This window comes from Methanocorpusculum sp. GPch4 (genome assembly GCF_012062385.1).
In the GTDB taxonomy this organism is placed as follows: Archaea; Halobacteriota; Methanomicrobia; order Methanomicrobiales; family Methanocorpusculaceae; genus Methanocorpusculum; species Methanocorpusculum parvum.
The window spans coordinates 91,723-105,938 of record NZ_SIJA01000079.1 but is presented as its reverse complement, the minus strand read 5'-3'; the positions used below and the strand labels follow the sequence as shown (position 1 = coordinate 105,938).

At 51.2% G+C, this 14,216-nt stretch carries 11 protein-coding genes; 4 read left to right on the top strand and 7 right to left on the bottom strand.

The genetic code is table 11. The features are described 5' to 3' along the window. Nucleotides 1-401: 401 nt before the first annotated feature. The 4 genes from EYA77_RS08390 (at nt 402) to EYA77_RS08375 (ending at nt 4,012) form a co-directional block, all read left to right on the top strand. A complete protein-coding gene (locus EYA77_RS08390; protein WP_245241231.1) occupies nt 402-827 on the top strand; it encodes a GNAT family N-acetyltransferase in 426 nt (141 codons plus the stop codon). Continuing rightward, nucleotides 814-1,716 carry a DUF2156 domain-containing protein gene (locus tag EYA77_RS08385; protein ID WP_095642411.1) on the top strand — a complete coding sequence of 301 codons (903 nt, stop codon included), beginning with the start codon at nt 814-816 and terminating at the stop codon, nt 1,714-1,716. Before EYA77_RS08390 ends, EYA77_RS08385 begins: the two co-directional genes overlap by 14 nt. Before the next feature lie 87 nt (nt 1,717-1,803). Further along, nucleotides 1,804-2,757: a methyltransferase domain-containing protein gene (locus tag EYA77_RS08380; RefSeq protein ID WP_167816429.1), complete on the top strand. Its 954-nt coding sequence runs from the start codon at nt 1,804-1,806 to the stop codon at nt 2,755-2,757. 85 nt (nt 2,758-2,842) lie between these two features. After that, nucleotides 2,843-4,012, top strand: a complete 1,170-nt coding sequence (locus tag EYA77_RS08375) for a hypothetical protein (RefSeq protein WP_209315041.1) — start codon at nt 2,843-2,845, stop codon at nt 4,010-4,012. Between the two features lie 17 nt (nt 4,013-4,029). On the opposite strand, the gene EYA77_RS08370 is transcribed toward EYA77_RS08375, so the two are convergent. The 7 genes from EYA77_RS08370 to gyrB form a co-directional block, all read right to left on the bottom strand. Continuing rightward, nucleotides 4,030-5,115 carry an MFS transporter gene (locus EYA77_RS08370; RefSeq protein WP_095642409.1) on the bottom strand — a complete coding sequence of 362 codons (1,086 nt, stop codon included), beginning with the start codon at nt 5,113-5,115 and terminating at the stop codon, nt 4,030-4,032. After that, complete coding sequence (locus EYA77_RS08365) at nt 5,115-6,212, bottom strand: DNA topoisomerase IV subunit A (RefSeq protein ID WP_167816427.1); 1,098 nt, start codon at nt 6,210-6,212, stop codon at nt 5,115-5,117. The genes EYA77_RS08370 and EYA77_RS08365 overlap by 1 nt, the downstream gene beginning before the upstream one ends. After that, the gene (locus EYA77_RS08360) at nt 6,205-8,007 is read right to left on the bottom strand and encodes a DNA topoisomerase VI subunit B (protein ID WP_167816426.1); all 1,803 of its coding nucleotides are present in this window, start codon (nt 8,005-8,007) and stop codon (nt 6,205-6,207) included. The genes EYA77_RS08365 and EYA77_RS08360 overlap by 8 nt, the downstream gene beginning before the upstream one ends. Then, nucleotides 7,991-9,223 (bottom strand): histidine--tRNA ligase, encoded by a 1,233-nt coding sequence (gene hisS, locus EYA77_RS08355; protein ID WP_167816425.1) that lies wholly within the window; start codon nt 9,221-9,223, stop codon nt 7,991-7,993. Before hisS ends, EYA77_RS08360 begins: the two co-directional genes overlap by 17 nt. A 2-nt stretch (nt 9,224-9,225) precedes the next feature. Next, nucleotides 9,226-9,555 carry a hypothetical protein gene (locus EYA77_RS08350; protein WP_042696345.1) on the bottom strand — a complete coding sequence of 110 codons (330 nt, stop codon included), beginning with the start codon at nt 9,553-9,555 and terminating at the stop codon, nt 9,226-9,228. 136 nt (nt 9,556-9,691) lie between these two features. After that, the gene (gene gyrA / locus EYA77_RS08345; protein ID WP_042696346.1) at nt 9,692-12,166 is read right to left on the bottom strand and encodes a DNA gyrase subunit A; all 2,475 of its coding nucleotides are present in this window, start codon (nt 12,164-12,166) and stop codon (nt 9,692-9,694) included. Then, nucleotides 12,156-14,111 carry a DNA topoisomerase (ATP-hydrolyzing) subunit B gene (gyrB, locus tag EYA77_RS08340; RefSeq protein ID WP_095642405.1) on the bottom strand — a complete coding sequence of 652 codons (1,956 nt, stop codon included), beginning with the start codon at nt 14,109-14,111 and terminating at the stop codon, nt 12,156-12,158. The genes gyrA and gyrB overlap by 11 nt, the downstream gene beginning before the upstream one ends. Between the last annotated feature and the right edge of the window lie 105 nt (nt 14,112-14,216).

The window sequence follows — 14,216 nt, the reverse complement described above, 5'->3', positions numbered from 1 at the left end:
CGTCAGGACCAACAATCACTCCGGGAAACCCGGATGATTCGCGTTTTGTCCTCCACTTAAACAGCTCTACTATATCAGCATCGAATGCTTATATAGTCTTCGAACCGCATTCCGGAAAACTCAGGCATCAGAAGCCGGAGAGCCCAAAAGGCAGTTCGAGAGCCTTGCGAGGTAACATAGTTACCTCCAATCACTTATAAACCCACCGAATCAAAGCAGGCATGCCCCGCCGGAAGAAACCGGCAGGACAAGGCTTGGATCGTGCGTCTTGTGAGGTAATAATGTTAGGCAAACATACATATAAACACACCTGTTTTGATGAGAAGAACGGACCATAAATATCATTATCCTAAACCACTCAGATGAAAATATAACTAATAAATTACAGGACGGCATTACCCTTGTCAGAAGAAGAAATAACCCTAAGCATAGCCCGTTCATGGAACAGGTCCGAAATCCTCGACCTATATAGGACCGGGGGGTGGTGGGAAATGGGATGGAGCACAGACCGCATCGCGCAGATCATAGAGGGCAGCTCAATCTTCCTTATCGCCCACGACACGCAGAATCGCGCAGTCGGAATGGGCCGCATCATCTCCGACGGAGTTGCCGACGGATATATTCAGGACGTGGTTGTCTTCCCCGAATTCCGGGGACGCGGCATCGGAGAGCGCATAGCAAAAACGCTGAAGCGCCTGGGATCAGCGCACGGCCTGACATGGATAGGCCTCGTCTCTGCACCTGGAAAAGAATCAATCTACCGCAGAGCAGGCTTCTCTGAAATGAAAAACTACACCCCAATGCTCTTTGAACATGAAAAAAACTGACTTCAAAAAAATAACCCTCGAAGACAAGCCTCTCATCGATGACTACTTCCGGCGTTTTCCCCAGTATCACTCCGAACACAACTTCCTTACGCTCTTCTCGTGGGAACACTACGCCCCTTGCGAATATGCGGTAATAAACGACCACCTCATCCTTTCCAACACGATCAACGGCAGAAGCACGTGTCATGCTCCGGTTGGCGAATTCGACCCTGCACTTTTTGAAGAACTCATCTCCTTTGCCAAAAAAAACACAGGAGACTGCGCTATTGCCTTTTATGAAGACAAATACATTCCGTACATGCACCTCTACCACCCCGAAACCCCGGTCTATCACTCCAGGGGATGCAGCGATTACTACTACAGAACAAAGGAACTGGCCGAACTCTCCGGACAAAAATACCTCAACATCCGCAGACATATCAACCGATTCAATACCAAATACCAATACACCGTCGAGACGATCAAACCGGAAACCATTCCCGAACTCCATGACATGCTCGACAAATGGAGCGATACAAAAATCGCCGATACAAACACCGTGCTCAATGAAGAAGTCAGAGCCGCACACACGGCGCTGGAAAATTGGCATGAACTCGGGTGTGAAGGGCTGGTGATCCGCGTCGGCCCACGGAACAAAATAGGAGCGGCGGCTATTTGGGGAGAGATGAATTATGAAACTGCAGTCATTCATTTTGAAAAGGGCTTAGCCCAGTACAAAGGAATTTACAAAGTCATCAACCAGGAAACCGCCAGGCAGCTTCTGGGGAAATACACCTGGATCAATCGCGAGTCTGACATGGACGTCGCCGGTCTTCGCGAGGCGAAACTTCGATACCACCCGGAAAAATGTGCGAAGATCTGGTACATCAAACGAAAAGAGATCAGCTGACTCCGGCAAATTTATGCCCAGCAGCAGAGCGCAGAAACTTTCGGACCCCACAGATATTATTAGCCAGACGGCACATGTATAAAGCGGATGAACCTGTTGTTTGAACTCTCCGGAGAGAACCTGCCTCTGGCGATCGCCGAGTTGTCCTGTGTGGGGAAAGTTACCCGTACAGAAAACGGCATTGCCATAGCTGAAGTAGATGATCCGCGGAGAACAACACGGCTCGCGCAGACGCATGTAGTAATGCGCCTTCTTGGCGAATGCAATGCGTCAAAGGAAGCCCTCGAACGCCTCCTTGACCAGCTCGCCCCCATAGCCCCCGGCACATTCTGCTGCCGGGCAAGAAAGATTCATCCTGTCACCGTCAATGCATCCCAACTGGAACTCGAGCGCATGATGGGACAAAAAATTCGCGGCACGGTCGATCTTAAAGATCCGGCTGTAGAATACCGCGCTGTCTTTACAAACGGAAGATGCTTCTTCGGTCAGGTACTACAAACCATCGACCGCGGATCATACGCCTACCGAAACCCCCAGAGAAGAGCATTCTTCCACCCGGGTGTCATGATGCCTTTGATGGCTCGGACAATGGTCAACCTGACCCATGTCGAGCCTGGTCAATGGTTATGCGACCCCTTCTGCGGGACTGGCGGAATGCTTCTAGAATGTGAAATGCTGGGCATAGACGCAGTCGGAAGCGACTACGACCCCGAGATGCTCAACGGATGCAGACAGAACCTGCCAAACGGAGCATACATTCGGGCCGATGCAACGAACATGCCCTATCCGGACGGAGTTTTTGATGCCATTGCAACCGACCTCCCATACGGTCAGTCGACCACGATAGGGGCTGAAAGCATTGATACTCTCTACACAGAATCCCTCAAAGAGATACGGCGTGTGCTGAGATCCGGAGGCAGGGCTGTTATCGTGACACATAAAGACATCAGACCTCTCGCTGAAGATCTCTTTGAGATCGTCGGATACTACGAGCAGAGAGTGCATAAAAGTCTCACGCGAAGGATACTCATCCTCGCATAAAATACATTATGAAACAACATAGCGGAGAGTTGTAATGCTCTCGTGGATTAGTGAGCAGTTCTGCCACTATAAACCCGATCGGGCGATGGCAGTACGAGCCCTGCGCCACATGCGGCCAGCTGAACGCAAAAACCTCTTCTCGGAAGACATTATGCTGATGAGGACCGCCGAAGGATACTGGTTTGAAAACCTCATATACGAACAGCTCATCAGGATCGCGGAAAAAACCGATACCATCAAGAAGATCGTCAGAAAAGGCGCCGATGTCCCGAAACACCGCGAAAAGATCAGGCTCGGCGTGAACGGGATATATTCTGCAGAAAAAGGCGACATCAGAGTCAGAGGGAACGGTCAGGATCTGGCTGAAGTCGATCTCCTCCTTTTCGATAAAGACAAACAGGTCGTATTCAGTGAGATCGTGACCAGTCCTGCTGATCTCAAAGATCTTGAAGCAGAGATCATCTATAAGAAAAAGCTGTTTGGCTACATGTTCAATCAGGAGCATGTGGGATTCATTCTCTTTTCATCCGTCGATATCTCCGGAACACAGGTTGTGCGAAGGCTCGTAGCCGATCCGGATAATGCGTACATTGGGACACATGAATGTGAAGTGATGAAATCCTGTCTCAAAGGTCTCAGAATCACATCCATCCCCACACATCCGGAAAAAAATCCGGTGCTTATCCCCTGCGAGACATTAAAGATACGCGACTTTGATTACAAAAAACTCCACGACGACGCACTCACAAAGCTGTTTTTCGCCATGGACCATGACATGTCGCCGGATCAGTACTTCTCGGATCCTTCCGTCTCGCCATTGGTGAAAAAGGTTATCTGCGGAGGTCTATATCCTTCCGCGATCAAGGCGCTGATCACAAATTACGGCCTCCGGGTCAAATCAGAAATCCTTGACGCCGATTCACTCCAAGAGAACTACTCGCGCGTGATCCTTGCGGTGGATTTTCCCGAGATGTCGCCTGTGATCTACCTCAAACCAAAAAAACAGCGGACCTATCTGAAAATGGTACCGTCAAAAACAGGCGGATTCAAATATGAACGGCCGACACCGTCCAGAGTAGGATTTTATCTTTGGCTGGAAGCAACCAAGCCGGCGATCGGTGCCGAGAGAGCACTGAGCATACTGGAGTACTGCAGTACACCCTTGAAAGACTGCCGCGACGGAACCGCTGAATGCCTGCTTCCCGGAACAACCGTACCCAAACATCACTACCATCCACGAAAAAAACGAAAGTAAGGAAGGAACTACAGTATTTACCGTAACGCGGGGACATAACAGGGACACCGAACGATCAGAAGACCCCCTGCCAAAACCAGAATACCGACACTCACAAAAACCCACGGATAACCAAGAGGTGTGACGAGAAGACCGGTGACGAACGGCAAGGCGGCCATGCCGGCATACTGCATCGTCGTAAAAAGACCGTTCATCACGCCCTGGGGATGAGGAGTAACGGCGATATAATTCAATACAGCTGCCGAAATCACCCCAAACACACCGCCGACGATGATCATGCCAAACGGGGTGAGCAGAACGAGGGGTATGGATACGGCAAGGAGAAGAGCCGTCTTTCGAATAACACCAAGAGAATCGGATAAAGCGAGATGCGCTGCGGCGTAGACGCATACGGCGGTGGCCAAACTCATCAGTGCCGTCACGATCCCGGAGATCTCAGCAGAATATCCAGACATCTCCGGATACATACTTGTCACAACACCGGTCGCTCCGGCAAAAACAAACAACGTCACCCATAACCATTTATGATACTGAGTGATCGAGAGGATCGTTCTAATCGGGATCCTGAGCGAGACAAAATCTGCATGGTCACGGAAAAATATCCCGGTAAAAAATGCACATCCGCTCAGAACAGAAAAAACGAGGACCCCTGCATAGGGATGATATGCTGCCAGCAGACCTGGAATCACAAGTCCCGCCACCAGACCGACATTCAGCAAAGCAATGTACATCCCGGACAGTTTTTTATGATCGGCCTCTGAGTTGACATACGAAAGTGCTGAAGAGACAAACATTCCGGTAAAAAGGCCTTCCAGAAACCTCAGAGATACGGTAAACAGAGGATCTCCCGGGAAAAACCAGATCAAAAGGCCGGACACACAGGTCCCGAGGAGACCAAGTTTTATCAGCGGCGGACGCCCGACCGTATCAGATATCCAGCCGGCAGGAAACACCATGAAAAACGCGCCTAAAAAATAGGCGGCAAAGACGGCTCCCTGCATACCGGGATCCGGGGTGATGATCGAAAGGATCGGAACGACTGCATTTGAAAGAGCCATCGAGGCGAAAACGCCGACGTAAAGCGCAAGGAGTGATGGATTCATCAGCGTTTCAGAACACCTATTTCCGAGAGCATGGAGGGAAGATACTCCTTTGTAACGAAATCGAGACCGCGGCTGGCAAATGCCTGCTGTTCCGACTTCAGATTCATTTCAAGCTGGAGATTGATCTCTTTTCTCCAGAAATCGGTCGCAAACCGCGGATCGGTCAGTTCAGCCCGAAGTGCTGAAACATCCTGTTCTGTAAGTTTGTCGGCAGGCAGATTGTACCGCTGGATATCCGAAGGCTTGACCCCGATGAACTGGGCAGACGGCGTTGCCAAAAGCTCGGACATGTGAGCTGACTTGATCGAACCGTAGGCAACGGATGCGTAAATACGGTAAGACCAGGGATCACCATCGGTGAAAACCACAACCGGGATACCCAGCTCCTCGTTCATGCGTTTCAGCATACGTCTTGTCGCTCTGGCCGGCTGACCCTTCAGGTGAAGGAGGACAGCATTGTAATCTTCATCGAAGCCGTTTTCCTGTAAACGGGAAAACATACCGCCCGTTTCGATGGCGATAACACAGGAAGCATCATGATCCACAAGCTCCACGTTCTCCACATTGTTCGGAATGTTGTATCCCGCTTCTCCAACATCATCCTGACAGTGGATCTCTTTCATCCCCCGCCGGGTATTTTCCCGGATACGGATCGGTCCGAAAATCGAGGCCCCGTCCTCTTCAGGACGCATATGGAAAAACTCCCTCTGCATAGCAGTGATGATCTCGAGATCCTCGATCAGATAGTTACTCTCGTTCTGAGCGCCAAACTTTGCCTGTTTCCAGCCCTCCGAGATGTAATACATTTCTCTTAAGGTCGATGATCGATTTTCCTGCAGCTGGGTTTTTATGAACCAGATGACATAGGCCATCTTGAGCATGTGCGTGGCCGACTTCGCAGTCCCGGCATTTCTGACGGACTCTTTGTCGCCGTACTTCCAAACCTCGGATTCATCGTCATATTCGATATTGTATTTTGTTCTGGTAGGCAGAGTGATCGACGGAATCTCGCCGCTGTTCATCTGATCATACCATACTTTGGCCATCTCCATAAGACGTTTCTTCGTTGCCGTGTCTCTTTCAGTTGGGTCAGACATCCAGATCCACCACCACTTTGAGGTTTTCAGCCACACCCTGCATCTCGATCATTCCCCCGCCGCTGCCGGTATAGGTGACTTCGAATGCTTCACCTGCGGAAAGGGTAACCTTCCAGATCTTCGTGTACTCGCCATCCATCTCAGATACGAATGAGGGAGGGACGGTTGCGTCGCCTGCATTGTCTCCGGAGATATCATACAGGGAGATCTCCTGGGATTTTGTTGTGTAGTTGTCGATATGGATCATAACTTTGCCGCCTGCCGAGCTTTTCTTGAGGACCACACGACGCATGATCCTTCCTTCGATGAGGGAAGTGTCAGGGGTCGGGAGTTCAACGATCTCGCCGACCTTCGCGGCGATCAGGGGAATTACCGAGCAGATCGCACGTGCCCGGTCATCCTGCAGTTTATTTCTGTCGCGGCGGGACAGAAACATCTTCAGGTCGCGGCCGAGTTCCTGCAAAGCAAGCGTGATCTCCCGCTCGATCTCAGGAACTGCCGCAACGGCGTCCTTGGACTCGCTCGTGAACGGAACATTGGTCGCCGCCACATGGACGAGAATAAGTATGGGTCCGGTGGGGAGGCCCGACTGGGAAACCCCGTAGGATTTCCAGTTCACATTCTGAACCGCATTTGTGATCGCACAGGCCCCCTGCTGATAAAGAAGCGGGACACGATTCGCAAACCGCAAAAGAATAGCGCTTCCCTCGGGAGGAAGTTTGCCGCCGTAACCGATCGCCGCTTCCACGATGAACGAGTGACCGCCGTACACACTTCCGGGACGTGTCCTGGCTTTGATGAAGTCAAGCTCGAACTCCTTCTCCATGCCTTTCACGATAAGTTCGTCGGTGATCGGGGACAAACACTGCGATGCAGAAGGAGCCGGGATCTTTGTTGTCTGCATGGCATCAAGAAGAGGATTGAGTGATTCGAGGCCAAGGGAGGAAACCTTTACTGCGGAATCGAGTCTTGCGGAACTGCATATCTCGAGAGCGGTTTTCTCACCTACCTTCGAAAAACTCTCAACAAGAAACTCCTTTAAAGGCAGATCGGATGCGGTCGTCATCCGTTTCAAAACACCGAGTTCTATACCATAAGGATGAGGTTTGATCGCCACCGGACAGGGCGGAACTTCGGATGAAACCCGCTCAAACGTAAAAGACTCGTCATCGATCTCTACACGGAACTTCGCATGGGGATTGACGATCGAGGTGTATTTCAGATACTCGATGAGTTTTTTTCTTGCCGCGATATTGCTTTTGAACTCGAGCTGAACACGCGTTCCGTGAGGAAGGATCCAGTCAACCTCTTCGTGGGAGAGAACTTCAGGTTCGTTTGTCTCCGTTTTAATGACAAGAGACATGGTATGCGCTTTGTTCTTTGCATCGGTCCGGGATGTTACGATCGTCGGTTTTCCGGTCGTGAGCTGAGCATACAAAACCGCTGCCGATATACCGATCCCCTGCTGACCGCGGGTCTGTCTGACCTGATGGAATCGTGAGCCGTAGAGAAGTTTCGCAAAAACGCTCGGCATTTTTTCCGGAACGATCCCCGGACCGTTGTCTTCGACAACGACACGGAAAACATCATTCGAGATCCGCCTGACCGAAACAAGAATATCAGGAAGGACCTGTGCCTCTTCGCAGGCATCGAGCGAATTATCGATCGCCTCTTTTATGGTGGTGATGATCCCCCTTGTCGGAGAATCAAAACCAAGCATCTGTTTATTTTTTTCAAAAAATTCCGCTACACTGATGCTTCGCTGTTTCTTGGCGAGCTCATCGGCAAGAACCATGAATTACCTCGATGGCAGATTCCAGTGACATCTCAGTCTGGACAGCGGTGCTGAGATCTTTAAGAGTAATGGTGCCGGCTGCCGCTTCCTTTTCGCCAATCACGACAGCGAATGATGCTCCTGACTTCAGCGCGGAAGACAGCTGGGCGCCAAATCCTCGATCGAGAAGGTCCATGACCGCGGTGATCCCCGCGCTGCGAAGGGAGGACGCGGCTTTGTATGCCGGGATCCGGGTCTCGGGCGTGCAGATGACCGCTGCCGCCGGTTTTGTCTCGAGGGAGAACTCCCCAAGAGAGACCATGACACGGTCGAACCCTATGCCAAATCCGCAGGAGGGAACATCCTTTCCGCCGAAAAGGTGTGCGAGACGGTAAGCCCCTCCGCCGAGGATCTGATTTTCCGCACCGAGATTGTCGGCAAATCCTTCAAAGACCATTCCCGTGTAGTAGTCAAGACCCCGGGCGATCCCGAAGTTCTGTTCAAAGGGGATGTTTTGTACTTCAAGATAACCGAAGGTCTCCTCGATCCTCGTTTTTTCCGGAATGTCGCCCGTAACGGCAAATATTTCCGGAAGCGTTTTTGCCGTAGTGAGAACCTTTAACGACGCAAACAAATAAGAACGGTCAAGGGATGCAAGCGTTGTTTCAAGCAGATCCATATCACGTTTATCGAGAGCTGCCATGACCTGTTTTTGTGATGGGGCATCGAGACCTGAAAGAAGATGCTTCATCGGAGCAAGATGGCCGACTTTCAAAACAAAGCGGACGCCGCTGCATTTCAGTAATTCATAAGCAAGGGCTATTACTTCAGCATCGGCAGCTGCAGAATCGGCACCGATCAGCTCGGAGCCGAACTGCCAGAACTGCCGGTATCTTCCCTTCTGCGGGCGTTCATACCTGAAACATTCCGCGAAATAAAACCAGCGGAGGGGTTTTGGCGCCATCTGCGCCTCGTTGACATAGGCACGGAGAACAGCAGAAGTGAGTTCCGGGCGGAGCGTCAGTTTTCTGCCGCCTTTATCCTCGAATGCATACATCTCATTGATGATCCCTTCGCCTGACTTGATCGTGAAGAGTTCCTGCTCTTCGAACATGGGCGTAACGATCTCGCCGTATCCGAATCCTGCCGCGACGGACCGCATTTTCTGTTCAACAAACCGGCGCTGTGTCATTTCAGCCGGAAGAAAATCTCTTGTTCCGCGGGGTTTTTGTATCATATTTATTTTCTCTCCTGACGGGGCGCCGATCCGATGAACCGGGTCCATGCAGATTCATTTCCTACCCATACATCCTCTTTCTTCAGTCTGGACTGGAGATAGAGAGCTATCAGCATACAGCCGACACCCAGATACATAAATGTCGTTTCGGCAAAACCGGCAAGAGCACAGCCGAACCATCCCAGAGCTGAATAAAGAACACCATGATAGGCGGCTTTCCGATACCCCTCTTTACCGGTTCTGACAAAGATGCGGGTATCTCTCAGCCACAGAAACGAGACGGAAGCTGCACCAAAGGCGATGATTAGTACGATCGGGTCGATGTAGGACATGGATGCTGTACTATTTGGCGGAGATATGCATTAAAGATGTCACCTGGCTCCCGCTCTTCATTGAGTAATCAGTGAAAAACTTCTGAAGGCGCCCCGCATCCAAAACAGAGCGGATATCTGAAAAAAGAAAAAAAGATCAGGCCTGATCTTCGCCTTCCGGCAGAGCGGGATCAACCTCATCCGGCGGAACAACGGCAACACCCGTGACCTTGTCTCCAGAGTCGACCCGGATGACACGGACACCTTGTGTTCCGCGTCCCTGGATCGAGATGTCCGAAGCCTGGGTTCGCAGCACAACTCCTGCGGCAGTCGTGATGATGACCTGATCGTCATCCGAGACCGCGAGCGAGGAGACGACTTTGCCGCGCTCGAAGTTCGCCACGATAGACTTTACGCCCTGGGTACCGCGGCCATGACCCATGAATGCATCGAACTCGGTCCTCTTACCGTATCCTTTGTCGGTGATCATCAGCAGATACTGGGTCTCGACCAGGGTAAGACCACATACATAATCTCCCTCATACTTCAGCCGGATACCGATAACGCCCTGGGTACCGCGGCCGGTTGCTCTGACCTCATCCTCGGAGAATCTGAGGGCCTGACCGAATGCGGTCGTAAGAACGACATCAGAACTGCCGCCGGTCACGACCACATCAACAAGCTCATCGCCGTCGAGGAGCGTGATACCAATGATCCCCCCGGTCCTTGGCCGTGAGAACAGATCCTGACTGAACTTGCCGACACGGCCTTTCTTTGTTGCATACAGAAGATTCTTTTCAGCATCGAAATCCCGCATCGGAATGACCGCCGAAACTTCCTCATCAGTAAGGTTCAGCAGATTGACGATCGCCTTACCCTTACTGGTCCTTGATCCTTCAGGGATCTCATACACACGGAGCCAGTAGACTCTGCCTTTGTTGGTGAAACACAGCAGATAATCATGCGTGCTCGCCATGAAGACTTTATCGACGGAGTCCTCATCCTTTGTGGTCATGCCGATCACGCCTCTGCCGCCGCGTTTCTGCTGGCGATAGAGATCCAGCGGAACTCTCTTGATGTAATCCTGGGTCGTGAGCATGACAAGGGTCTGTTCGTCCGGGATCAGGTCCATCATGTTGAAGTCGGTGTTGGCCGTGTAATCGATCTGGGTCCGGCGTTCATCGGCGTAGGCCGAACGGACCTCGGCAGTCTCTGTTTTCACGACCGAGAGGATGTTCTCCTCGGATGACAAGATCCAGGTGAGTTTGTCGATGATCAGCTGGAGTGAGGTGGTCTCATCCACGATCTTCTGCTGTTCAAGGGCCGCGAGACGGCGAAGCTGCATCTTGAGGATTGCCTCGGCCTGCGCCTCAGAAAAGCCCAGTGTCGAAACAAGGGCTTCCTGTGCCACAGAAGCCTCCGGAGAGGCACGAATGGTCGCGATCACCACATCGATCATATCAAGAGCCTTTAAAAGGCCAGCCATGATATGCATCCGTTCTTCTGCTTTACGCAGATCAAATTGGGACCTGCGCCGAACGACTTCGACCCGATGTGAGATGAAATAGCGGAGAAGCTCGACGAGTGAAAGGATCTTCGGCTTCTTATCGACGATAGCCAGATTGATGATACCAAACGAATTTTCGAGCTGAGTATGTTTGTAAAGCAGGTTCAGAACAACATTTGCCTGCGTGTTCTGCTTGAGTTCGATGATAACACGGATCCCGTCTTTATCGGACTCATCACGAATGTCGCTGATGCCTTCGATCACCTTCGTTTTTACAAGTTCGGCGATCTTCTCGATCATCGATGCCTTGTTCACCTGATAGGGGATCTCGGTGATAACGATCTGCTCGAATCCTTTTTTGCGTTCCTCGATCTCGGCAATGCCGCGGAGAATGACTTTTCCCTGACCGGTCTGATAAGCATTGACGATCCCGTCAGTACCCATGATCTTTCCGCCTGTCGGAAAGTCAGGTGCCGGGAGGATCTTCATCATCTCATCGAGCTGCATCTCCGGGTTATCGATGTAGGCATCCACCAGATCACAGACCTCGCCGAGGTTATGCGGCATCATGTTGGTCGCCATACCGACCGCGATACCTGTAGTACCGTTTACCAGAAGATTCGGGATCCTGCTTGGGAGCACGTCCGGTTCCTGGGACGACTCATCGAAGTTCGGGACGAAATCGACGGTATCTTTGTCGATATCCTCGAGAAGAGATTCGGCTGCTTTGGTAAGCCTTGCCTCGGTATAACGCATTGCTGCTGCCGAGTCACCGTCGATCGAACCGAAGTTACCCTGACCATCTACTAAGGTATAACGATAGGAGAACGGCTGAGCCATCTTCACGAGCGTATCGTAGATCGCAGAGTCACCGTGCGGGTGATAATTACCCATGGTGGCTGCGACTGCCTTGGCGGATTTCTTGTAGGCCTTATCGCTCGTGTTCCCCTCGTCGTGGAACATGGCATACAAAATCCGCCGGTGGACCGGTTTGAGACCGTCACGGACATCAGGGATCGCACGCCCGATGATAACGCTCATCGCATAATCGATGAAACAGTTCTTCATCTCATCTTCGATGTTGATCGAGACCGTCTTGTGCGTGGTTTCTTCTTCAGATGTCAAGGTTCTTCACCTCCCCTGCATGACGTTTGATGAAATCTTTTCTGGGCATGACATCATCTCCCATGAGTTTTTCGAATATCTCATTTGCATAACCTGCATCCTCGATCCGTACTTTCTTTAAGATACGGAATTTGGGATCCATGGTGGTGTTCCAGAGCTGACCTGCATTCATTTCACCAAGACCCTTGTATCTCTGGACCGAGATGCCCTTCTCGCCGTACTCTGCGATTGCCGAGCGCATGTCCTCTTCCGTGTACACGTATTTTTCCTGTTTGCCTTTCGCAATTCTGAAGAGAGGAGGCTGAGCGATGTAGATATATCCCATTTCCACAAGAGGCTTCATGAACCGGTAGAAGAAGGTAAGGAGCAGAATCCTGATATGTGCCCCATCCACATCCGCATCCGTCATGATAATGATGTGGTGATATCTGGCGCGTTCGGCATCGAACTTTTCGCCGTATCCCGCACCGATCGCCGTGATAAGCGTCTGGATCTCGGCATTTTTCAAAGCCTTGTGTTCCAGTGCTTTTTCCACATTCAGGATCTTACCGCGAAGAGGCAGGATCGCCTGGAATTTTCTGTCGCGTCCCTGTTTGGCTGAACCGCCTGCAGAATCTCCTTCCACGATATAGATCTCGCTTTTTGCCGGATCGCGTTCGGAGCAGTCGGCAAGTTTACCGGGAAGTCCTGACATCTCAAGAGACGTCTTTCTTCTCGCAAGTTCCTTCGCGCGGCGGGCAGCTTCGCGTGCATTTGCCGCATCAAGGGATTTTTTGGCGATAGATGCGATGACCTTCGGGTTTTCCTCGAAAAACTCGGTCAGAGCCTGATACATCATCGAGTCAACAAGGCCTTTGACACTGCTGTTTCCAAGCCGCATCTTGGTCTGGCCTTCAAACTGCGGGTTCGCGATCTTGACGCTGATTACGGCGGTCAGACCCTCGCGAACATCCTCACCGCGGACGGAGATATCCTCTTTGAGATGTTTATTTGCATGGGCACTATTATTGATCGCACGCGTAAGAGCCGAGCGGAATCCTTCCAGGTGCGTGCCCCCTTCGCGGGTATTCACGCTGTTCACGTATGTATAGAGGACTTCTCCGTAGGTATCGTTATACTGAAGAGCGACCTCCACCTCGATTTTGTTCACATCGTCGGATTTGTCGACATAGATCGGTTCAGGGTGAAGGAGTTCTTTACCTTCGTTTAAGTGGGTGACAAACTCGCGAAGACCTCCCTGATAACAGAAGGTGTCGGTATCCCCGGTACGGTGGTCCTCGATCTGGATCTCCAGACCTTTATTCAGATAAGCAAGTTCTCTGAACCGGTGGGCAAGGACATCATAATCGAACTCGGTCGTCTCAAAAATGGAGCCGTCGGGATAGAAGGTGATCCGGGTTCCCGTGGTGGTTTCTTTTGCCTGACCAATCTTGTCCATCCTCTTCTGGCGCTGAAGATACTCTTCATCGGTTTCTGGCCTGCAGGAAAGCGGCTGCAGAAGGATGCCTTTCCCAAAGACCATTGAGTAGATGTTTCCGTCACGGAATACTTCGGCAGTAAGGCGCGTGGAAAGAGCGTTTACAACGGAAACACCGACCCCATGCAGACCGCCCGAGACCTGATAGGTGTTTTTATCGAACTTTCCGCCGGCGTGAAGCACGGTCATAACGACTTCAAGGGCGCTCTTGTTCTGTTTCGGCATGATATCGACAGGAATACCCCTGCCGTCATCCTCTACACATACCGATCCATTCGGGTTGATGATGATGACGATATGTTTACAGAATCCGGCTAAGGCTTCATCGATCGAGTTGTCAACGACCTCGTATACGAGGTGATGAAGACCGCGGGTATCGGTACTGCCGATATACATGGCAGGTCTTTCACGGACAGGGGTTAACCCCTCCAGAACTGTGATGTGGGAGGCGTCGTAATTATCAGTCATCTAAGTTTGGTTCTCCTTGTCAATTTGACATAGATTTGGAGTCGATTTCGAAAATGGTTAACATGCTCGGAAGCGATTCTCAAAAATATATTTGCATTATTATAT